Here is a 23,141-nt window from a genome sequence, read left to right as displayed (position 1 = left end):
AGCAGAGGAGAACGGGGTGCACGCACTACCCGTTGCAACAGCCGCCGCGACCAGCAGCCCAGCGCGACGCTACGACGAACTGCTCGGCGCCCTAGCCCGCCGTGTCGTCAGCCAAGCCACCGGCCTCACGATCCCGCAGCGGACCCGGCTGCCCGACGCCGCGCTGAAGCGGCTGTGGCTCGGCATGCTGGCCAGCGAACCAAAATTGATCGCCGAAGCCCAGGCCGGCTACACCTACGGCGAGCGGCTCGTCCCCCCGGCCCAAGGTTTCACTTTCCGGGTGCAGGCGTTGCCGGTCACCCTCACGTTCACGGTCTCCTGCGCCGCGTACCTCGCGTTGCACCCGACCCTGGCCGAACAGCAGGCCGCTGTCACCGCCGACACCGAGTCCGACCAGCCCTCCCCTGCCGTCGTCCCCGGCCCCGCCGCACCTGCGCCGCCGGCTGGGCGCGGGCACAAGCTGGCACAGGTATGGACGAAGATCGCGCCCGAGCCGGTCACCGTCACAATCACGCTCCCAAGCGGCACTCGTGGCACACTGCGAGCCGGCGAAGACACTCTGACCACGGCGCTGGCCGTCGCCACCCGGGCACCGGGCGGGTCCGAGCCGTTCCGGCCTCGCCGGCTCGCCGGCCCACCCGGGACCCTGCCCCGCGCCGATGATCTCACCGACACCACCACGTGGGCCCGGTACAGCGCACAGAACCTACTCGAGACCACCGACGTCACCCCACCGGTCTTCCAAGCCGCGCTCGAACTGGACGTGACCGACAGCGACGGCCACGTGGAAATCCTCGCCACCGTCGTCAACACAACGCCGGCGCCCGAACAGCAAACCGTCGACGGCGTCCACGCCTACGACCCGACCTACCTGGACACCCAGCTCTACGAGGTGCAGCTGATCTGCGAGACCGACGCCCCGCTCGTCCCGTACGAACTCGAGCAGGTCGCGCATTCCTACCGGTACGACCGTGACGTCACCGCGCTGGGGCACGGCTGCCCCGTCGACGCGACTACTGGCCCGACTGGCTCACGTCTGGCAACCCTCTTCGCCGCCGAGCACGCCACCTCGCGCGTCTACCCGCGCACCAGCCACACCCGCCCGAACGGCGTCACCGTCGCGATCGACACCAGTTTCACCACCGTGAAAGACGACCCGGTCACCGCCGTGCAAGCGCTGCTGGCCGCGCACCGCGAATGGATCGAGCGGGAATGGAGCCCGGCCGCCCTCGACGCCCGGGCCGCCGCCCGCGGGTGGGACGCTGCCGCCCGCGCCGACGCCAACGCCGACGCCGCCCAGGCACGCGCCGAAGTGGACTGGGTCGCCGACGGCCTCGACCTGCTGCGCCGCGATCCTGCCGTCGCCGAAGCGTTCGCCCTCGCCAACCAGGTGATCACGAAGGCGGCTGGCGGCGCGTACGACGCTTGGTACCCGTTCCAGCTCGCGTGGATCGTCGGCTGCCTGCCCGGCATGGTCGATCCCGCCAAGCACCCGTGCGTAGAGATCGTGTGGTTCGCGACCGGCGGCGGCAAGTCCGAGGCCTACCTCGGGCTGATGATCACCACCCTGTTCTACGGGCGGCTGACCGGCACCACTGCCGGCGCCCAGGTGTGGGCCCGGTTCCCGCTGCGGCTACTCGCACTGCAGCAGATGGAACGCGTCGCCGCCATGGTGTTGCAGGCTGAACTGTTGCGCCGCGACCACCCACGCATCGCCGCTGGCGACCCGTTCGGTATCGGCTACTTCGTCGGCGGCACCAACACCCCGAACCGGCTTCAGTCCCCCGACCCGACGAACCCCTTCTACAACGGGCTCGACCCACGCGACACGGCCACCGCCGAACGGTGCCGCGTGCTCGCGCACTGCCCCTTGTGCCAGACGCCGCTCGAGGTCGCGTGGAACGAGACCCGGTGGACGATGGAACACATCTGCCGCAACGCAGGCTGCCGCATGCACGGAGTGCTGCCTGTGTGGGGCATCGACGACGAGATCTACCGGCATGCGCCCGCGGTGCTGGTCGGAACTGTCGACAAGCTCGCCCAACTTGGCCAGTCCCGCGAGTTCCAGGTCCTGCTTGGCCGCGCCCACTCCCGCTGCCCGCAGCACGGCTACACGAGCAATCCCTTCTGGTGCGCGGTGTTCAACTGCCCACGCAAACAGGAGCAGCAACCGATTCCCGACGGGTTCGGGCACATCCGGCTCGAAATCGCCGACGAACTCCACCTGTTGGACGAATCCCTCGGCGCACTGGACGGTATGTACGAGACGCTGCTGCAAGCCATCAGCGAAGACCTCGGCAACTCGCCCATGCAGATCGTCGGCGCCACCGCCACCATCGAGGGCTATCAGAACCAAGTGCGGCACCTGTACCGCCGCGATGGCCACCGTTTTCCTGTCAATGGGCCCGACGTCGGCGAGACGTTCTGGTCGACCACGGTCGGCGAGGAACCGCTGCGTCGCTACCTCGGCGTCCGGCCGCGCGCCATCACCATGGTCACTGCCACGCGCGAGGTAGCCCTCACCCACGCCGGCTGGCTCGCCGATCTCCTCCTCGATCCGGGCACGGTGCTTGCCGAAGCCGGCCTCGACCCGACCGACTCAGACCTTCAAGATGACGCCCGGGCTGCCGGGCGGGATCTGTTCGAGGTGCTTGTCGCTTACGGCCTGCGGAACGAGGACCTGAACAACTTCGTTCGCGACCAGGAAGTACGAGCCCTGTTGTCCAGTCAGGACAACCTCGCGATCATCAATGGCGACGCCGAACCGGGCGACATCCGCTCCGCGGTCGCCCGCCTCGTCTGCCCACCCGACGACAATGACGACCGAGTGAAGCTGATCGCCGCTACCAGGGCCATCGGGCATGGCTTCGACGTCGCCCGCCTCGGCGTGATGGCCGTGATGGGCACCCCAACCTCGGCGGCGGAGATCATCCAGGCCTCCGCTCGGGTCGGTCGTCGCTGGCCGGGGTTGGTGGTCAACGTCATCAATCCGACACGGGACCGGGACGCGTCGGTGTTCCGGTACTACGCCGACTGGATCCGGTTTCTCGACCGGCTGGTGCACAAGGTGCCGGTCAACCGGGAATCACTGCCCGTCCTCAAGCGGGTACTGTCCGGAGGACTGATGGCCTGGCTGTTGCAGGTCCACGACCGCAGCTGGCTCACCGGCGGGCCGCGGCGACGCTCGCTGACCGACTCGATCCAGTTCAAGGATGCGTGCACCGCCGGGTACCTGGACCGGGCCCTGCTGATCGACAACCTCACCCGCGGCTTCGGGATCTCCCCGGTCAGCGTCTACCACCAGCTCCACCGGGATGCGATCACCGAATGGGTCGACAACACGCTGTCCACTTTGCCGCTGTCGGCTGAGCCCGGAAAACGGCTTCCAGACCTGCTCACCCCGGCAGTGCCGCGGTCGCTACGTGACGTGGAGGAGCCGATCACCATCTACGCCGACCTCTGACCAACCCAACACTCCCGCGCGGCTGAGCCAGCTGAAGGAGCACCGCCATGGCGATCGACACCATCAACCGCACCAACATTCAGGCGCTATGGCGCTACATGCCCGGCCAGCCGTTCAACTTCGCCGCCCGCGCCGCCGTCCTTGGTGACACGCCGCGGCAGGTCAGCGCCCTCGACGTCCCCGAAGGATGGGTCGCTGCGCCGCTGCGGCGTCTCATCCGCCCGTTCGCCGAAGCCGCGTCAGGTGTGTCGAACATCGGCCCGGAACTGGACATCATCGACCGCGGCCAGTACGAACTGGTCCGCGCCGAGGACCTGCGCGCGGTCCGCTTCCCGAACACGTATCTGTGTGGGAAATGCAACCGGTTCCGCAGTGTCCGGCCCGGCGATCGCCCGCCCGACTGTCACGAGCACGGGCCTATGGAGCAGTTTCAGTGGGCCGAGGTACACGAGTGCGGCCACATCGGGGAGGTGAACCCGCCACATTGCAGGAACAACTGCCGGGCCGGGATGCGGCTGTTCAACACCAAGTCGTTGTCCTTGTCGCGCTGGTACTGGAGATGTGTGGGGTGTGGCACCCGCTCCGACGTGCCGGTCGCGCGGGCATGCAGTGGGTGCCGGCGTGGCCGGGTCACTGTCACCCGCGTTCCGCAGACCTGGGTGTACTACCCGCAGCAAATCACCGTCCTCAACCCGCCGACGCGCAACACGTATGCATCCCTTGCCCACGAGCAAATGCACGCCGCCGCAGTCGCTCAGGCGCTTGGGATGCTGCCCCCCGGTCTGGACGGCCTGCGAGCCGCCGGCGGCGCCGATGCCGACCCAATCGCGAAAGTGCAGGCCCTCGCCGCCTCCTTCGGTTGGGAACCCGGAAATCCGCTGTATGAGCAGGTCCTCGCCGAGGCGCGCAGCAAGGCCGACTCTGCGCCAGCCTGGCGCGACGAGGTCGATGCGCTAGGCCTGGACGAGGAACATCTCGACGCACTCGGGGAGGAATGCAGGCAGCTGTCACTGGCGCGGGCCGCGACCGGGCTGACCGTCGACGACCTCACTGCGGCCGGCGGACCGCTGGCCACCTCGTACGCGGCCTACCGGCAATTATTCGACAGGTATGGGCTGTCCGACGTGACGCTGCTACGCCAACTGCCGGTGGCCTATGTTGCCGCCGGGTACACGCGGCTGTCGTCGCGGGCGTCAGCAGTCAACCGCAGCGGCGCGAGTATTACCCCTCGATTCCGGTTCTTCCCCACCGGACGGACCGGGAAGTTCCGCATGTATGGGGTGCGGACCGAAACTGAAGGGCTGTTGTTCCAGATCGATCCTCTCAAGATCGTCGAATGGCTGGTCCGCTCCAGCGTCGTCGACGACCCGGCTGTGACGGACGCCGCCGACGCACAACGCTGGCTCTTCCGGGTCACCGAACCTGTCGTCGACGTGTTCAACCCGCCCGCGAACCGGATCAGTGAGGCCGTGCTCGGGCTCACGCACTCGTTCGCGCACCGCGCGATGAAAGCTCTCGCGGCCCGGTGCGGCCTGAACGTCGACTCCCTCGCCGAGTTTCTGTTCCCGTCCAACGGAGCGTTCCTCATCTACGCGAACACACGCAGCGAGTTCATCCTCGGTGGCCTAGAGCACGTGTTCCGGTTCGACCTGCCCGACGCGCTACGTGAACTGGACGCAGAATCCCGCTGCGTCTTCGACCCGCCGTGCCGGCACCATTTCGGCGGCGCGTGCGCTGCCTGCCTGCACGTGTCAGAGGTGGCGTGCGCCCGGTTCAACACCGTGCTGAACCGCAACCTGCTGTTCGGATCACTACCACAAGCCGCCGACAGCGACGTCTCCGGAGACATCCAGTGGCACGGATACTGGACGAGCTGAGCCCGCTGGTCGCGTCTGACTCGGACGCCGCACACTACCTGGGAACCGTTACCACACAACAGGAGTTCGCCGGGCCTGGCGACACGAGTCCGCCTACGCGAACCTGCCCACGACCAGAGCGCCATCGACAAAGCACGGTCCCTTCCGCTCGAGGCAACGACGGGACCGTGCTGACGGCCGGATCGTGCTCGTGGGAATTCCGACGCGGCACACATCGCGTCAGAGCCGTCTCGACGGTCCAAATCTTGCCGTGCGCGGTGTCCGGTCAGTCGCCAGTGCCGGACTCGGCCGCGAGGTCAGACAACAGCAGAGCGAGCACACGCTCTTCGTGCACCGGAGTACGTGCGTGGTCGTAGGCGACCCGCAACTCGGTGAGGGCGGTCGCGAGGTCGCCAGAGGTGCTGCGGTGACCGCTCAGACCGCACTCGTCGGCATAGGTCCGTGCGTCGAAACGCCACGACAACGCACCGGGCGCCACCGAGAGCACTTGGTCGGCGATTGTGAACCCGGCCGGGTCGAAGTCCGCCCGCACGCGGATCGTGCTGCCCACGGCGGCGAGTCCGGCGAGGAGGTCCAGAGCGGCACCGGAGGCGATCCCGTCGGTGCACACCAACGGTGGGCAATTAGGGCCCAGCCTGTCGGCGGCGGCCTCTGCGACGGTGGGGTTTTCGCACACGAAGACCTCGCCCGCCAGAGCGGTCCATGTTCCCGCGAGCGAACGCAGGGTCAGCCAGACCGGCTCGCCGGGGGCGGCGGCACACAGCCTCGCGGCCGGGGAATCGCCGGTCAAAGGAAGGTTCAACGCCAGCACGCGGGAGGACACGCCGTCACACACCACCCCGGCACCGGCCCACGCCGCCCGCCACGCTCGGCCGGCCCGCTGCGGTCGCGGGAGTCCGTGCACGATCGCCAGCAGCCGCGCCACCCCGCGTCCCAGCTGCCGATCGGCGTCGAGCGCATGGGCGTCATGCAAAGTGTCCGCAGCGAGTTGGGCAAGCCTTGTCCCTGCGCTCGTAGTCCGCAGCCGGGTGACAACGGTCGCCACCTGTTCAGCCAAGCGCTGGAGCTCACCCGAACCGGGCCGTGGCAAGCCGGCGTCAGCCAGCCACCGTTCCACCACGGAGGCGGCCACACCCGACTCGATCAGGCACGTGGCCGCGCTCCCTCGTTCTGCCGCTGCCCTGGCTTGGACGCGGTCGCGGTGAGCCTTGTCGGGTTCGACCTGGCCGCCGCGCAGCGCCTCGACAAGTCCGCGCACGGTCAGGTGGTGCTCGGACAGCTTCGCCGCGAGGTCTTGAAGCCGGACAGGTTTGCCAGACAGTTCCCAGCGGGTGCCCAGCAGCAACGCGACTTCCCGACGCTGCTGCGCGGTCAGCACGATGCTGGTGAGCGTTCCTGTCTCGGTGCGGTGTCCGCGCCTGGCCCGGGCGTGGACGGCGTCGAGTACCGTCGCCGGTCCTGGCCGGCGCGCCCAGTCCTCGATGCCTGGCGGAATCTCGCTCGTCAATCGGTGTCCACCTCGGCGAACAGGCTGTCGGCCGACAGTAGCGTCTCGTCGGCGCGCATGTCGGCGACCGGCAGCGCGACGGCTGTCCACTCCCCACCACACCACAGGTAGGGGACCGCATCGACACCGGGCAGGCCTTTGTGTCTGGCCAGGTCGTACACGGCCACCGCCGGGACAGTGGGGTACTTGCACCATTCGTCGTGGGCGGTCAGCATCACGTCCAGGTCGAAGCTCACCGTCAACCCCATGAACGATGCCTTGATCTCCTCGTCCACGCCAGTCATCGCCTCGTCCAACCACACGCAGCGCGGCGCGATCTCACTGGCCGCGTTGTAGGCCACGACTGCGGCGGCGAACAGCGGCTGCGACAGCAACACGACCTTCTCACCGCCGGACTTGGCGCCGTGCTTGGCCGCGTCGAACGGCGCCCAGCGACTGGTCGAACCAGGCCGGTACTGCAACGAGATCTTCAGCCAACCGCGGTAGTCCAGGGCGGTGGACAACTGCTCCCGCCAGTCGGCGGAGCCTCCGGCCGCCGCGTCCGCCCTGGCGGCGTCGATCTTGCGGGCGAGAAATGAGCGCACAGTCTCTTGGCGTGCGGGTGAGAGTTGCTGGTAGCCCTGGCTCAGGGCGTCCACCACGGTGCCCGCGTCCGGGTCCGTGGGGTCGGGCTCCCACTTCAACTGCACGGCGTTGCCGTGGCGGGTCGGGTGGCTGGTCAACTGCTTGTTGATGTCGGTGAAGGTCCGAGCGGTGTAGTCCAGCCGGTCCTTGAGGTGTTCGATGAACGTCGAGCCGAGCAGGGTGGTCAACACACGTTGTTGTTCGGAGTCGAACGCGGATTCCTGCGCGCGGACCTGGTCGGCGAGCAGGTCCGCGGCGGCCGAAGGCGCCTGCCAGCCAGCCGTGCTGTCGGCCAGCACGACCACGCGCTGCACCGCGCCGTCATGGTCCGGTTCCCGGACACGGGCGTCGCGATCGGGTAGCAGTTCCTGCCGCAGCGTTTCGAGCTTGCTGTAGCAGTGCCGCCAAGCGCGGTCCTCGTCGCCGGGGTCCGGCAACTCCCTGCGTGCGGCGCGGGCCGACTCGCGGGCGGATTCCACGCTTCGGCGTTCTGGTTCCTCCAGTCCGAGGGGCTGCGCGAGGCCGGCGTCGTACACCTCCCACCACACTGCGAGCGCGGCGTCCCGTCTGTGTTCGGCGGTGCTGCGGCGATCCTCGTGCCGTGTGAGGGTTTCCTCTGCGCGGGTGACCGTGACCTGGGCGCTGGTGAGCGCGGCGGCGAGGTCATTCAGTTTCTGGTCGGCGTGCTCCACCAGGCCGTCCAGTTCGGTGCGGCGGTCCAACTGTGCGCGGACGTCGCTGGTGAGCGCCTCTTCGGCGGTGCGAAGTCGAACCTCAGCCTGCCGTTTCCGGCCGCGTAGGTCGCTGCGTTCGGTGTCGACCGCGGCGAGCCGCCGTTGTGCTGTGGCGAGGTCGCGTCGTGCTCGCGTCATGGCTGCTGTGCGCAGGTCCAGCATCTCGATCAGCCGGGCGAGGTCGTCCACGGCGTGGCGATAGGTCTGCAATGCCGTGTCGTGCGCGGCCAGGTTGTCCAATGGAAAGGCGTGCTCGCTTGCGTAGGAGGAGAAGGCAGCCCACGCGGTGTCCCGGGCGGTCTCGTTGTCGCGGTGCACTGTCCTGGCCGCGTCGGCCTTGCGTTCACTGTCGGCAACCCGTCGTTCCCGCTCCCGCAGGGTGGTGACGGCGTCAGTGACCTGGCGCTCTCCCGGAATTCTCGTGGACTCGTCAGCGAGGCGGCGCAGGTCGTCGTCGAGTCGCCCGATCCTGGATTCGATCGCGCTGATCGAGGTCTCCAGCGTCGCCAGCAGGGTCTGCAACCGACTGATCTCACGTTGCCTGGCGGCCTCACGGGCGGTGGCTCCCAGGTAGGAGGCGAGTCGGGCGACGTAGGCACGTCCGGTCAGGGCGGCACACCGCCACGTGCCGTCGGCCGCAAGCCAGGTCTGGACCGCGTCGTCGTTGTCGGGCCGGGAGCCGTACCATCCGATCGTCGCAAGCACGGCGCGGATGGCAGTCTCTGGGACACCACCGGCGGAGGTGGGTTCCAACACCGCGGTCAGGTTGGCGGCAGGCCGGGTTCCCCCTGCGCGGACGAGTGTTTCCGCCGGCTCACCGCCTGCCACGGTGGCCAGCTCTCCGTCAGCAGTCAGCCAGGCGTCCAGCACGCCCGCGGCGGCCAGGGTCGCCTCCAACTGGTCGACCTCGTCTGTCGACAACTCACTGACAGGCTGAACGCACCGCCAGAACGCCGCGCCCTGTGCGCTGTCGGGTTCGGGCCGGTCACGCCGGCGCCACGAGTCTGGCGGGTCCGGTGGACGCTCCGTCCGGTCGAGCGCGTCCGCCAGTTCCGTCGTGCGCTGTTCGCGCTCCTCCACGAGTCCGGCACGCTCGTGATTGAGCGTGTTGCGCTGCGACCTCACCCCGTCCCGAACCTGATCGACGTGACGGGCGATCGCGGCTGCGGGCGAAGCATCGCGATGTTCCGCCGGGCTGTTCGCCGGGCCCACGGCGGTCAGCTCGGCGACCAGGTCACACCAGTGCTCGACCGTCTGCTCGTCCGCCTTGGCCAGGACGGTGCCCGCGTTCCACTCCCTGATCTGTCTGCGCAGTGTGTCCACCGCGACCGCGACGCCTTCACGGGCCTGTTCCCGTTGTTCGGCGGCCTCGGTCAGATCCGACTCTCGGTCGGCGAGCGTTTCGGCCGACCGGGTGACGTCCCGGTCGGCGCGTTCGAACGTCACACGCAGCGCCTGCAACTGAGCGAAGCGTTCCCGGCGGACCGAGAAGTCGGCGCGCAACGCGGCCACATCGCGCAAGGGCAGGTGCCGGGCAGTCGAGTCGTGCAGTCCGGCGGGGTGTCCAGTGTTCTGGACGTGCTCGGACGCACGCACCACGTCTGATTCGGCTCGCTCAACGCCGCCGGTGGCCTCCTTCGCCGCTTCGGCGGCTTCCGCCACGTCCTCTGCCGCCGCCGCGCGACGGCCTTCGACCCCGCCGAGTTGCTCGGCCAGCCCATCGAGCTGTTCACGGAGCCCTTCGACACGGCTCGCAGCGCTCACAGCGTCGTGGAATGCCTGGCTGTCCAGCAGCTCGCGCAGCTCGGTGCTGAGGTCCTGCCGCTCTGAACGCGCCTGCGAGATGCGGTCGTCCAGCCGGTCAGCGTCGCCGCGGGCAGTGGTCAGGGCGGTTTCCGCTGCACGACGGTCCTTGGTGGTGCGGTCCAGCTCAGTGGTCGCCGCGGTCAGCGCGTCGGCACGGTGGCGCACCACGGTGCGTGCCCAGGGGATCCAGCCGGTGCGCACGAAGCCTGCCAACTGCACTGCGGCGTCGCGGGTCTGCTCGACCGCCGTGCGCAGCTTCTCCAGATTGTCCCACCCATCGGCGAGCTGGGTGATCTCCATGCTCGCGAGCGGAGGCAGGGCCGCGCGGAGCGTCTCGGCGAGACTGGCGGGGTTGAGCCGTTCTCCCAACTTGGGCTTCCGGAGCTGCTTGAGCAGTTCGGTCAGGTTGTCGTAGGCGTCGGAGCTCAGTCCGAACAGCTCGGAGGCCAGCTTGGTGCGGTACCGGGCAGCGCCGTCGGGCACTGTGACGCCGGCGATCTTCCTGAGCTCCTTCTGGTCGAGCGGCCGATCCGCTGTCGACAACCGCAGGTCGCGTCCCGGACGCAGCTGGGTGATGAGATGCCACGTCGTCACGGGGGAAGTGCCGCTGCCACGACGGGCGCTGACACCGAGACCGCAGACGAAGAACCGCGCCGTGCCGTCGTCATCGATCCGGCCGAACTCGGCCCAGGCGTATCCCAGACCAGCGTCCGAGGGCGGGCGCGGATCATCGTCCTCGCCCGTGGGCAGCAGGTTGAATCGCATCGTGCGGTGCTGGGAACCGAACGGGTCGAGCACCGACGCACCGATCTCCCCGCGCAGCAGCATCAAGGTGGTCAGCTCGAGCACCTTGGTCTTACCAGCCCCGTTGCCACCCCGCAGCACGAGGCGACCATCCGCGAACCAGAACTCCGCCTGGTCGTACTCCCACAGGTTGACTATGCCCACTCGCAACGGCTGCCAGCGGTGCAGGCTCGGCTCCGGCAGGCCACCCGTCATCGCTGCCGCCAGCCACTGCTCGTGGCCCCGTTCCCGGCGGGTCAACCGTTGTCCTCCTCATCCAGCCTCGCGTTCACGGCCACTACTCGCGGATCACGGTAGCGCGCTGCCGCGGCGGTCAGCCGCCATCTGTCCGGGTCCGCCGTCGGCCGCAACAGGTCCAGCGCACCGAGCAGGTCACGAGCCGTCGATTCCACAGCGCCGGCCGTACGCAGGTCATTGGTCATCGCTTTGGCGTGATGCGCCCTGACGTCGGCGGCAGCCGAGCCAATGTCGTCGGCTGTGATGACGGCACCCGCGCCGTGCGCACGCACCAGTCCGTCGAGCACCATCAGCGCGGCGAAGTCGGCCGCCCGCAGCCTCGGAAACGGCAGGTCCGTGTCTGCCTCGTCCACGGCGATGAGTGCCATTCCCTCCGCCCGCTGCTCGACCGCCCACCCCGTCATTTCCGCGCACCAGGCGAGGACGCGGTTTCGCTGACCAGTCAGGTAGAGCCGCTCGGCATCCGTGAGGTCCTCGTACAGGACGACGGGCAGCTCGACCAGTTTGCGCATCAGTCCGATGCGCGCCGACGACTCGTGAACTGGTCCGTCATCCTGCCCATCGGCGAGAGCAACGCGTAGCGAGGTGGGATCGACCAAGCGCAGCAGCAGCTCGCGGCGGACCTCATACGCGCCGCCGATCGCGTCACGGCGGTGCGCCCACCCCTCGCGCTGCTCCTCGTCGTCGCCTCCGGTCGGCCGCAACGCGCCCACGGACACCAGCAAGTGAATGGCTTTGACGAACAGCATCCGCTCGGCGAACCGGTCAGGGTCGTAGGGAGCGAGCCCGACATCGTCGTGCGTGGAGAGCACCCGAACCCGGTCGGAGAGGTCCTGGGTGGTGGTGATGTCCTCGGCATCCTCAGCCGCTGCCGCGCCAAGGACAGCCAGCACGAGCACCCGTCGGGCGGGCGGGCGGAACCGTCGGGGCGCGAGCACGACTCCGTCAACGGGCAACCGGAACAGCCTGGCCGCGGAGTCGGTCACCACCAGGCGATAGCCGAGCCGCTGGGCGAACCACTCGCCCAGCGTCGCCCGGTGCACCCGCACCAATGGCCACACCTCAGGGTGGCTGTGCCGGTCAAGCACTGGCGATCGCAGCAAGGAGGTAAACGCCCGCTGCCGCTCGGCTGCGTCGCGATTCACGCGGGCTCCATCCTGAAATGCCAGTTCAACGTCGCCATGCTGCCGCTGTCGGCGTGCAAGGTCGTGGTGTCGTGGGCGTGCGGCGGTCGGCGCAACGTGATGCGCCACCGGCCGTCGCCGGTCACCGCGGTCTCCGACCGCGTTCGCCGCACGACACCGACAAACTCCAGCAACAGGTTGAGTTCCGCGTCGGTAATCTCGCCCCAGTCGGCCAGGTTGGTTCCGGAACGCTGGCGCAACGCAGCCTGCGCGCCAGCCTGAGCGGCTTGGGCGGCGAGCCTGGCCCGTCGCGCGGCGTTCCGGCCCGTTGAGTAGTCCGGGATCTTGGTCCGTCTGCCGACCGCGGCGCGGGCGCCTTGTTCGCGGAAGCGGGCGGTGACCGGCGCAGGCTGTGCGGTGGTCCAGCTCAAGTCGCCCTCGTCGGCGGATTCCGACGTGAGCAGCAGATGGCGTGCGGAGAACGCGCCCACCGCGGTGTCCCAGATCCGCCAGGCACTTTCATCGTCGGGAGCTCGCTCGACCGCGACGGCCAAAGCCATGAGCTCCGCGCGGCGGGTGACCGCGCCGCCAGTGTCCAGCAGGAGGTTCATGTTGCGGGCCCACGGAGCGACCAGGTCTCGCAACTGGCGTCGCAACCTCCGCGCTTGGCTGTCGGTACCGCCGAACCAGGAGCCGAGCGCCTCCCACGTGTGTTGCCAGCGACGGGCCTGGGAGGCCACCACCTCGTCATCCACCTCGGTGTCCAGCGCGGCGCGAACGCACGCACGCCACACCTCTGGCGTCATCAACGGGTCCAGGTCGACCACCAGTTCCGCGATCCGCGGCGTGTGAACGTCGACCTGTTCGCCCCACATGCCGATGTAGGACCGCAACGTCTGCCACAACAGGTTCTGCTTCGCGGGGTCCGGACCGCCCGACAGGGCATGCGCCAACGTGCGCTGCCAGCCGCGGGCCGCGGTGGCCATCGCATGGTGCATGGCCCCGACCTGCTGGAACTCCGTTGCCGCGTCGGTGTACACAGCCCGGCGAATCGATTCAGCGAACGCGATCAGTCGTTCGTGAATGGCACGTGGCGCCAGCGTGAGGTCTCCCGCGGCCTCCTCGGTGTCGTCGACCGATGACCAGAAGACATGTAGGCCGGCCGCCCTCGGGGTGAGCTGGTACCGGTCGCGTCGGCGCAGGAAGTCTTCCCCGGAGCGGGCGGGTTCCTGCCAGCGGGTCACGACCCGCCACTGCACCAGCCGCTCCAGCCGCGCGTCGAGGTGTAGGACCTCCGGCGCGAGCAGGCGGTCGGCGGCTTCCACCGGCACTAATCCGGCGAGGTGAGCGCGGATTCCGGCGACTACCTCGTCGTAGGACAGACCGGTCAGGCTGGTGTCCTGCTCCGTCAGCAGGACCTCGACGATCACCCGGTACTGCGCCGCGAACCGGGACGTCAGATAGGCCGGGACGAGCTCCTGGCCCGGCAGCAGGGCCGACCACGGATCAGCGGGCTCCTCCATTTCCGGTGTCTCATCATGATCGACCACCCATCCAGGGTACGAAGGTGAGGTGCCCATCAGGGAGCAGCAGCAACACGTCACCCGTTCTGACGAATCCTTCCCATCGAACGGCACATCTGCGGTCGCGTCGAGGCCGCGCACGTGCGTACCGATTCCACGCGTACGGCCGACGTCGCGCACGCGCCTTGGCGTCACCACCTGGACCGGGGAGACCGCCACTTCGAGGCCGAGCGCAACCAGTTCGCCGACGGCAGCTGTGGCAGCGGCACCTGTTGATCACCGGCCTGTCCAACCAGGGCAAGACCGCCAGCCATCAGCCTGCTGGCGTTGGTGCTGTGACTGGCGTTGGACACGAGCATGGTGTTCCGGATCGCTGACCTGAAGGGCATCGGCGACTGGAACATGTTCAAGGGTGTGGCGTCGGTGCTGATCCAGGGGCCGACCGATGAGCACGTGATCGCCGCGACGAGGGTACTTGAAGCGGCCGTGGAGGAGATGGAACGCGGCCTGTCGGCGGTCGACCCGGACAAGTACACCAACGGGGTGAACCGCGCTCTTTCCCGTGCCGGCAAAGGGTTGCACCCGATCTTCGTGGTGGTCGATGGGGCCCAGCAGGCGTTCGTGTGCCCGACGGTCGGTGAGGACAAGCGCCCGTACGGCGGGACGAAGCCACTCTCGGTATTTCAACGCGGCCCGGAAGATCCACAACCAGCGGCGGGTGGTGAGCGTCGTGCTGTGGCAGGGCACCCAGGATCCGACCGACCAGAATCTCACGAAAATGGTCCGCGAAGGCGCGCACATCCTGGCGTCGCTGGTGGTCGGTACGGAGCAGCAGGCTCGGACGGCGTTGGGCGACAAGGCCATCAACGTCGGTGCCGCGCCGCACAAGCTGCGCCAGGGCCTCGACAAGGGCACGCTCGTGGTGGCCGGTGACGGGGTTCCGCTTCCGCCAGGGCAGTCGTCGATCACCGTCCGGGCGCACTTCATCTCCGGCAAGGACGCCATGGACATCGCCGACCGGGCAAAGACGATCAGGGGCCGGCGGGACACCGCCGACGGCACGGAGGTCGAACCGCGCGATCTTCTCACGGACGTGACCGAGGCGATGGTCGGCGTGGAGCGGGTGCGGTCGGCGGCCGTCCTGCAACAGCTGATCGAGAAATGGCCGAACACCCACGACACATGGGGTTCCCAGGACTTCGCCGCCGCCTTGCGGACATTTGACATCACCACGGCTGATGCCAAGCACTGGCTGTTCCTCGGCAAACGCCCGGCCACCCCATCGGCGATGACGCGCTGGGCAACCGCCTCCAGCGGATCGGGCTGAGTCCCCGGCAGGACCGCTCCACCGCCCTGTACGCGCTGGCCACCGAGTTGCCCGCCGCGATGCTGGCCCGGATGCTCGGCATCCACATCGCGGTGGCCGTGCAATGGCAACAAGCCAGTTCCGGCGACTGGACCGCCTACGCCGCCGGAGTCAGCCGCCGCACGCCCCACCGAGCACACCGTCCCGATGAGTTCGATCGGGTACCACCACTACCAGTGTCTCTCCAGGCGGTGGCACCCTGGGAGCGGCTGAGGGAGGACACGCATGGGCCAACAGGGGGACCAGCCGGTGGCGGAGGCCGGAAACCAGGTGTCTGGAGCAGCCGGCCAGGTGGTCCAAGCCCGGCGGGTCACCGGCGGCGTGCATCTTCATCACGGTGGGCCACCACCGCTTCCGCCTCCCCGGCAACTGCCGCCAGCGCCCATATACTTCACCGGTCGCACAGCGGAGCTGGACCGGCTCGACTCCCTGCTGGGCAGCGACGAATCTCAACGTCTGTCGACGGTGGCGGTATCGGCGATCGCCGGGGCAGCGGGTATCGGGAAAACCTCCCTGGCGGTGCACTGGGCCCACCATGCCCAGGACCGGTTCCCCGACGGCCACCTGTACGTCAACCTCCGCGGCTACGCACCCAGCCCACCGCTGACTGCCGGCCAGGCACTGGGCTACTTCCTGCGAGCGTTGGGCCTGCGCGACGAGCAGGTTCCCCAGGACCTGGAGGCCATGGCGGGGACGTACAGGTCCATACTTGCTGGCCGCAGGGTGCTGGTGGTGTTGGACAACGCCGCCACCCCGGAGCAGGTACGTCCGCTGCTGCCTAATGCCCCCGGCTGCGTGGTGCTAGTGACCAGCCGCAGCCGCCTGTCCGGACTCGTCGCCCGCGACGGCGCCCACCGCTTGACTCTCGACGTCCTCACCCCCACCGAGGCCGCCTCGCTGCTGGGGGACGTCATCGGGCACAACCGCGCCGACGGCGAGCCAGACGCCATAGAACAGCTGGCCCGGCACTGCGCCTACCTGCCGTTGGCATTGCGGGTGGCCGCCGAACGCGTGGCCGGCCGGCCCCACCTCGCCGTGAGCGACCTCGTGGAGGAGTTGACCGTCGAGCACGACCGCCTGGACGCACTGGCCGCTGACGACGATGAGGCGACCGCAGTACGGACGGTGTTCTCCTGGTCATATCACGCCTTACCTGCCGAAACTGCCCGCGTGTTCCGGCTCCTAGGCCTGCACCCCGGCTCCGACATCAGCCTCGACACCGTCGCAGCGCTCATCCATGCCACCCCGGGTGAGGCACGGCGCCAACTGGACGCGTTGGCCGCCGTGCACCTGGTGGTTGAGACCGGCCACAATCGATACCAGTTCCATGACCTGCTGCGAGCCTATGCTGCCGACCGGGCCAACGCTGATGAGCCCGACCAGCGACGCGAGGTTGCGACCCGGCGGTTGTTCGAGTGGTACCTGCACACCGCGCACGCCGCTCTGTTCGCGTTCTACCCGCAGCACCCCGAGATCCCCGTCGACCCGCTGCCCCCTGGCTGCCGGCCGCTGGGCTTCGCTGACCGGGACCAGGCCCTCGAATGGTTCACCGCCGAGCATGCCAACCTCATGGCTGTGATCCGGCACGCTCCCGCTGCCGGCCAACACACTGTCGGCTGGCAGCTCGCCAACTCCTTCGACTGCTACCTAGCCGAGCACCGCCACGTCACCGATCAGATCGCCGTCCACCAACTCGGCCTCGCCGCTGCCCAACACCTCGGCCACGAACTCGGCGAACGTTGGGCCTATGGCCACCTCGGTGAGGCGTACCAGAATGCACGTCGATACGACGAGGCGATCGCCTGCCACCAGCGTTCGCTCGAGATCTCAAGGAAGATCGGCTACACGTTCGGCGTGGGCTCCCAGCTAGTTGACCTCGCCAGCACCTACATCAAGCTCGGACGCTACCCCGAGGCGGCGGACCATGGCCGCCAAGCCTTGAGCGTCTACCGAGCCATGGGACACGAACGTAACGAGGGCCTCAGTCTGCAGACGCTCTCCCATGCCTTACAAGGCATGGGAGAGCTCGGCCAGGCCGTGTCCCATCTCCAGGATGCTTTGGACGTCTTCAACAAGATCGGAGCCGCGGGCAACCAAGCCTCGACGATGCGCTCTATGGGGAGGGTCCTCCATGAGCGAGGCCAGAGTCACGATGCCATCAGCAACCTCCAGCGAGCCGTTGCTCTATACCGACAACAGCATGTGGGCCACGCGCTCGCCGAGGCCCTCAGCGATCTCGGGGCTGTCCTGCGGGACGTCGGCCGACTGCATGAGGCGAGCGAGGCATGGGAAGAGGCGCTTGCCATCCTGACCGACCTCGACCCACAACAGGCAACCCAGGTCCGTGGGCATCTGGACAACCTCAGCTCCAACGCGCCCAGTGACGACGGCCCGAGCAATTCCACCGTCAGCGTGCAGTCGGCGGATCCGGGACTGAGCGGCGCGCACCGCGGCTGAAGCCGGGGCGTGAGTTGCACGTGACGGCGAGCGGCGTCCAACTTGGCGGCGGTGGCACCGGCGGCCACGTTTCGCTCACCAGCCAGTGTCGAGCGTTCAGACGCGCGCGCCGCACGCCGCGAGTACATCGGCTGGGGGTGAAGCAGTAGTCGCCTAGGAGGCGCAGGGCGACCAGCTCGATTCGCGGCAGTGTGCGCAGTACGGTATCGACCGTAGTCGCTGTTCACGCTGGCAGCCTCCGTCGCCGCGGCACTGGCAGTAAGCGTCTGGAGCTCGGTGCCGCGAAATTGGAGAAGTGCATGGGCTCAGCTGGCTGTGAAGGGTGAACCAATCGACCACGGTGGTGAGGTAGATCCGTCGACGGTCAGGCCGAACTCGACGACACGGTCAGCCTCCCCGTCCGGGCCCCTTTCACTGACCAAGTTGACCAAGAGCATGAACGCGTAACGATGCCCGACCGTCACCGCTCTACGCAGGTAGGTCTCAGCATCCCGCCGGCGTCCTGCGTCGCGCAGCAGTGAGTCCAATTCAGACAGTGCCCAGCTCTCGCGGAGATACACCTCACGGAGTAGGAGTTCGGCGCTATCGATCCGCCCGTCGCGCCGATACAGCGTAAGCAGGAGCATCCGGGCATCTCGATACACATCGCGATTGTCGCTGAGCAGGACTTCGGCGTCGGTCTTTCGTCCGGTGGCGAGCAGCAGCGCATTGAGTCGGCTCAGCGCGTGCGGGTGGGCGTGGTCAACCGCACGGGTAAGCAGCACTTCGACTTCGTCATACAGACGGTGCGTCTCCAGGATGTCCACGGCTGTCCAGAACTCCGTGTCGGCGTCGACGGGCAGACTAGTGACGATCTTGCGGGCTTCGGCATCGTGCCCGTTCCTGATCAGCGTGGCGATGAGCAGCCCTGCCGCGTGCGGTGCGCCCTGGTCGGCGGCGATGGTCAGGGTTTGGATCGCGGTGTCGGCCCGGTCGTGGCGTTCGAGGAAGGAGGTGAGTTGGTCGAGGGCCTCGGGGTGGTCGGCCCAGAGCGCTGCCCAGAGGATCTCCTGTGCCTCCACCAATCGGTCCTGTTCCTCGAGAAGGTCAACCAGCCAGCCCAGTGCGTGTCGGTGGCGGGCCAGGTGGAGGTCGAGCAGCGATTCCATCTCGCGGAGTCGACCCTGCTGGTGCAGTAGGTCGGCCAGCCAACCCAACGCGATTGGGTGCCCGTTGGCGAGGGCTACGCGCAGAAGTGGTTCGAATGCGGCTTGTTCGCCCCTGCCCGTCGCGACGTTCATCACTTGGTCGAGGGAGGCTGGGTATCGCAGCGCCGTCATGACGAATTGCCAGGCGTTCGCCGGGCCCACCGTGCCGTAGACTACTTCCGCAGCGGCGGCGATTTCCTGGCCGTTCGAGTCGGTGAGGGGAAGTGAGCTGACGAAGTCGTCGGTCGCGGTGGTCGGCGGTGCGGGGAGTGCCTCGTCGACGAGTTCGGTCAACTGCTGCACGACGTGCTCGCCCTGCTCGCGTAGTTGGAACCATTGCCGCCACGTCTGCGCGCCCGCGCTGGTTGACCTGTGTTCGGCGGTGGCCACGTGGTCGGGGGCGTGACGGCGCAGCAGGTCAGTGAAGGCTGACAGATCGACCGCTACCTCGTGGCGGATTAGGCGCAGCACCAGGTGGAGGCAGTAGCGGAACAGTCCTCGGGGCTTAGCCGCTATTGCGAGGGCGTGTAGGTCACGTGCGTCTGTGGTCCACTCGATCATTGCTTCCCAGGCGGCGGCGGGTACGGGTTCCTCGCATCGGACGGTGCGGCCGTGTTGGTCGAGATAGTCATGGAGTTGATAGGTGTCCGGTGCGCCCATGTCGATGCTGTGGCGTTCGGCGATCAGCGCGGCGACGCCGTGCAGGGGGCGTTGCGCGTCCGCGGTGGCACGGGCGAACCAGTCGTCGCGTTGAGCCTCGGTGGTAGCGCGCTGCTCAGCGCTCAGGTAGGCGGGTGCGCATGCGCACAGTAGCTCGGGGGTGACGGGAGCAGTGCAGCCCAGGCGCCGGATGTCCATCATCGCGGTGATCACGGCGCGGGCGTGATGGGCGAGCGGATTCGGCTCAGGGTGGTCGTAGTCGCGGGCGAGTTCGACGCCACCGGCGAGGACTTGGATCACGCGGCCGTCACGGGCGGTCGAGACCGCCGTCCTCATGCGCGGATCGTTCATGTTTTCGGTCGTGTTCTCCCCTCCTTCCTCCAGCGCAGTGGGGAGGCGGAACTGTGCGGGCACCGTGATCCGGGTGACCTGGCGACGGAGAAGCCCGCGAACGACGGCGTGTTTGTCGTGTCCGTCGACAGGGGCGGTGGCGGTCAGCCGAGCCCAGTAGGGCGATTCCCAGATCGTGCCCAGGACGACGACGGTGGTGTCGCCCCGCAGCAGGCGCCGCAGCCCGGCGGCCACGGTCGGGCCGTCTACGGTGTCCAGGTATGTCTGGGCCTCATCGAGCCACACGACGCACTGATCGGAGATCGTGCCCTGCTCGATGGAGGTGATCGTATTGAGCAGGTCGGCGGCGTCCACCGGGTGGTGAACTGGCCAGTCGGCCAGCACGGACCGTACCGCCTCCAGGGCACAGCGGGTCTTGCCCGTGGACGACTCACCGACGAGCATGACCATGATCGGACCGTGCGGTTCACGCAGCAGATCGCGGAGTTCTCGGTCGTGCGGGCGCGCGACATACGGTGTCAGCTCGGGCAGTGGCATGCGAGAACGAGGCTGTTTGACGCTGATCGCAGGATGCAGTCCCAGGTCGCCTGGCCTCCACTGGTTGACGCCGCGCGTCGCGGTTGGCTGCGTAGTCGTGCCAGACCCGCTGGGCTCACCGGTCGTGGCGCGCGCAGTGTCGCCAACGACGTCCTGGCGCGACCGCATCTCGAGGATTTGCTGCACCAAGGTGTGTCGCAGGCGCCAGGCCGCCTCATCGACGATCTGGTCGGGGACGTAACGATGGTGGTGGGCGTGTGCCGTGCAGGCGCTGACGATGCCCCACACGACTTCCCACGCCGGCACCTTCTTGATGCGTCCGTTGAGTATGTCGGAGATCTGGGACGGTTTGGGCATGCCCGGTCCGCTTAGCGACGCTTGTTTCAGGCCGTGACCACGGGCTCGGTCGACTAACGCCCGCAACGGTGCGCATAGCTCGCTCCGCAGCGCCTCCGCGGCGAGGTTGTCGAGAGGAGTTCGCACAGGTCTATGGTGGCCGACTCCGGTGCCGTCCGGAGCGGAACCTGCCATTACGACCATTGACCTGCCCAAACACGCGCGTTCGTCGGTTCGGTTCGGAAACGGACCGCGCGAGCGTCCTGCAGGGTCACGCTGGGTCCCGACAGTCTGGCCAGTCCGAGGAGGATCACGTTGCCGTTGTCGTGGAAGGCCTCTAGTCGCGTGCTGACCGGCGCCGGCGCTGGCCTTGTCGTCGCGGGTCAGCAGCTGGTGCCGTGCGTAGTCGTCGGCGCCGTGGTGTGTTTGGCCGTTCTGGTGATCGTCATCGCGCCAGCGATCTGGTCATCCAAGTCGTACCGCCGTCGCGCTGCGTTCGCCGTACTCCTCGCGGGACTGGATCTCCCGAAAAGCGGCCAGCGCACAAGGATGCCTATTGGAGGCGATATGGCAGCCTCGGCACCCCCCAGAGGAAACCATAGACCGGATGCAGGATCGGCCCGGTCGACACCTCGGTTCAGTTTCCAAGTTTCTATCACATCCCCGAATGGCCGGTCTTATTTTGCACCCATTAGCCACTCGATCACGTCGTCATCGAGCTGGTTCGGGTATACAGATCTAGGTCAAGGTCCGCATAGCGCGGCGGCCGATGCCGTTTTGCCCACACCTTAATCACCGCCTCCGCCAGGGGTTTCCGCACCAATCCAGTGACTAGCGCCATCGGGCTACCGCTGCCGACACGGCTACACCAGCGCACACGTGCGCCCCGCGGGCGCATCGAACATGCTCTACTGGCGGGAGGATCATCTGGTAGACCACATCGTCGCCGACGCCGACGCCCGCGGGCAACAGCTTCCCGACACCGCCGCCGGCGTCGCGACGTCGCTACGCAGCGCCGGCATCGTCGTTGTGTGCGGCCAGCAGACCGTTGAGCTGCGGAACGAGACAGACCAATCGTGCTATTTCGGCGTCACCGGTCGCTCGTCCAACGGCCGGCGCGCCGGCATATCAGCTGACAATCGCTGACCACCTCGTTCGTGGCCGAACCGCCTCGCTGGCCTGCTGCAGTTCGCCGTACGCGATCAAGCAGAGTGATCGCGTTCGCCCCAGCGCGGAATCGGCGATGGCACACACACGTCGGCCGCTGCCCGTGCCACAGTGGACACTCCAAGACCGGGAGGACGCGAGCCGGATCGGCTCCGCCCGGATCATCCCGAACCAGCACGGCCGCCTCGCCCAGGTGCGGCTCAGCGTGAACGCCGTCGGGTTCGCCGCCGCCCAGCAGCAGGCGCACAACGCGATGATGCCGACCCTGAGTCAGCTCGCGTTCGGCGCCGACGTGTCGCTAGAGGTGACAACCACGATCATGACCGAGCGCGCGACCGACACCCGCCGGGTCGGCACGACCCTCGCCGGCGCCGTCCAACCCGCGCCGGAGCTCAGGGGGCTGAAGCACCGTGAAGCTCGGGCCGTTCCTGTCCATCTACCGCGAGGGCCTCAACTCGAGGACGCCGTTCTACCAGGCGCTGCCCTTCTACAAGATCATCAAGGGTTCGCGAAGTTCCACACGAGGCGGGTCCGGGCAGCCGCGCGGGCAAACACCAAACCGCCGCCGGCTCCCATGACCGCGCGAATCCCGGCGAACGTCGCAGACCTCCCGCCGATGACGGAGTGGGCCCGCGACCTCTTCACACCGTTCCTCGGCCAGACCTTCAGCGAGGTGGACACCGCGACCGGCCGCACCATCCGCAATGCCGTCGCGCACCTCACTCCGGGCATGGACCCGACCGTCGCGGACTACCTCGGCGACATCCACGCATGCCAGCAGGTCGTCCCCGTGCTCCGCTACATCGCTCGCGAGCTGATCCAGGGCGAACTCGCCTACGCGGCAGCCCAGTTCGCGCCGGCGCACCCTGCGGTGATCGGAGCGAGCGAAAGCCCCTAGCCCAACGGAAACCGCCCCAACCATCGAACCGTTGTTCGAATATCCAGAAACGGATCCGCCTGCGTCGCGGAAATTCGATGCTCCGGAATTCCGGTTTACTATCCCGCGGCATCGGCGAGCGCGACCCGCCCCACGGCCGGAACCTGGCCGAACAATGCGCGGGCGACAGCCTGCTGCCCTGGGGAGGTAACGCCGGCCACCGTTCGTGCGCATATCCGTGTGGCAGTCCTCGACCGCCTCATCTGTTCGAAGCGACACGACCAGGGGGCAAGCGTGCACATCGAGAGAGTCGTGCTGACGAACTTCCAGTGCTTCGGCCCGGAAGGAACCGAGATCGGCCTCGAACCGGGTCTCACCGCTCTCATCGGCGCCAACGGCTCCGGCAAGACCGCCGCGTGCCAGGCCCTGCGACGGATGTTCGGCATCAGCGCCGAGGACCGGATGGTTCGCCCCGGCGACTTCCACGTGCCCGCGGACGAGCTC

At 68.1% G+C, this 23,141-nt stretch carries 11 protein-coding genes and 1 pseudogene; 7 read left to right on the top strand and 5 right to left on the bottom strand.

Annotated elements, in window-relative coordinates; all coding sequences use genetic code 11:
- Positions 1-16: 16 nt before the first annotated feature.
- Positions 17-3,463 (top strand): hypothetical protein, encoded by a 3,447-nt coding sequence (locus JJ691_RS11530; protein WP_211768771.1) that lies wholly within the window; start codon positions 17-19, stop codon positions 3,461-3,463.
- 47 nt (positions 3,464-3,510) lie between these two features.
- Positions 3,511-5,340, top strand: a complete 1,830-nt coding sequence (locus JJ691_RS11525) for a hypothetical protein (protein WP_211768770.1) — start codon at positions 3,511-3,513, stop codon at positions 5,338-5,340.
- 265 nt (positions 5,341-5,605) lie between these two features.
- Here the strand turns inward: JJ691_RS11525 and JJ691_RS11520 are convergent, their stop codons facing one another.
- The 4 genes from JJ691_RS11520 to JJ691_RS11505 are packed head-to-tail and all read right to left on the bottom strand — an operon-like array spanning position 5,606 to position 13,879.
- Entirely contained in the window at positions 5,606-6,847 is a 1,242-nt protein-coding gene (locus JJ691_RS11520; RefSeq protein WP_211768769.1) for a DUF2399 domain-containing protein, read from the bottom strand.
- Positions 6,844-11,055, bottom strand: a complete 4,212-nt coding sequence (locus tag JJ691_RS11515; RefSeq protein ID WP_211768768.1) for a TIGR02680 family protein — start codon at positions 11,053-11,055, stop codon at positions 6,844-6,846. Before JJ691_RS11515 ends, JJ691_RS11520 begins: the two co-directional genes overlap by 4 nt.
- Entirely contained in the window at positions 11,052-12,197 is a 1,146-nt protein-coding gene (locus JJ691_RS11510) for a DUF2398 family protein (RefSeq protein ID WP_211768767.1), read from the bottom strand. Before JJ691_RS11510 ends, JJ691_RS11515 begins: the two co-directional genes overlap by 4 nt.
- Positions 12,194-13,879, bottom strand: a complete 1,686-nt coding sequence (locus tag JJ691_RS11505) for a DUF2397 domain-containing protein (RefSeq protein WP_211768766.1) — start codon at positions 13,877-13,879, stop codon at positions 12,194-12,196. The genes JJ691_RS11510 and JJ691_RS11505 overlap by 4 nt, the downstream gene beginning before the upstream one ends.
- Positions 13,880-14,420: 541 nt before the next feature.
- Between JJ691_RS11505 and JJ691_RS11500 the strand changes: the two genes are divergently transcribed.
- Positions 14,421-15,026 carry a hypothetical protein gene (locus JJ691_RS11500; RefSeq protein WP_211768765.1) on the top strand — a complete coding sequence of 202 codons (606 nt, stop codon included), beginning with the start codon at positions 14,421-14,423 and terminating at the stop codon, positions 15,024-15,026.
- 264 nt (positions 15,027-15,290) lie between these two features.
- Entirely contained in the window at positions 15,291-17,522 is a 2,232-nt protein-coding gene (locus tag JJ691_RS11495) for an ATP-binding protein (protein WP_211768764.1), read from the top strand.
- Positions 17,523-17,827: 305 nt separating this feature from the next.
- Here JJ691_RS11495 and JJ691_RS11490 read toward each other — a convergent pair whose 3' ends face one another.
- Positions 17,828-20,614, bottom strand: a complete 2,787-nt coding sequence (locus JJ691_RS11490) for a tetratricopeptide repeat protein (RefSeq protein ID WP_211768763.1) — start codon at positions 20,612-20,614, stop codon at positions 17,828-17,830.
- 882 nt (positions 20,615-21,496) lie between these two features.
- On the opposite strand from JJ691_RS11490, the gene JJ691_RS11485 reads away from it, so the two are divergent.
- The 3 genes and pseudogenes from JJ691_RS11485 to JJ691_RS53320 form a co-directional block, all read left to right on the top strand.
- Positions 21,497-21,739, top strand: coding sequence for a hypothetical protein (locus JJ691_RS11485; RefSeq protein WP_211768762.1), 243 nt, complete (start codon positions 21,497-21,499; stop codon positions 21,737-21,739).
- A 214-nt stretch (positions 21,740-21,953) separates the two neighbouring features.
- Complete coding sequence (locus tag JJ691_RS11480; RefSeq protein WP_211768761.1) at positions 21,954-22,658, top strand: hypothetical protein; 705 nt, start codon at positions 21,954-21,956, stop codon at positions 22,656-22,658.
- A gap of 219 nt (positions 22,659-22,877) precedes the next feature.
- Positions 22,878-23,057 (top strand): annotated as a pseudogene (locus JJ691_RS53320) (AAA family ATPase); the annotation flags it as partial.
- Positions 23,058-23,141: the final 84 nt, after the last annotated feature.

This window comes from Kutzneria sp. CA-103260 (genome assembly GCF_018263855.1).
GTDB lineage: Bacteria > Actinomycetota > Actinomycetes > Mycobacteriales > Pseudonocardiaceae > Kutzneria.
This window is presented reverse-complemented; position numbering and strand designations above follow the sequence as displayed.

Excerpts from the sequence above, each read along its gene's own strand:
- JJ691_RS11525 (WP_211768770.1), top strand. The coding sequence starts at position 3,511 with ATGGCGATCGACACCATCAACCGCACCAACATTCAGGCGCTATGGCGC.
- JJ691_RS11495 (WP_211768764.1), top strand. The coding sequence starts at position 15,291 with ATGGGCCAACAGGGGGACCAGCCGGTGGCGGAGGCCGGAAACCAGGTG.
- JJ691_RS11490 (WP_211768763.1), bottom strand. The coding sequence starts at position 20,614 with ATGCCCAAACCGTCCCAGATCTCCGACATACTCAACGGACGCATCAAG.
- JJ691_RS11485 (WP_211768762.1), top strand. The coding sequence starts at position 21,497 with ATGCTCTACTGGCGGGAGGATCATCTGGTAGACCACATCGTCGCCGAC.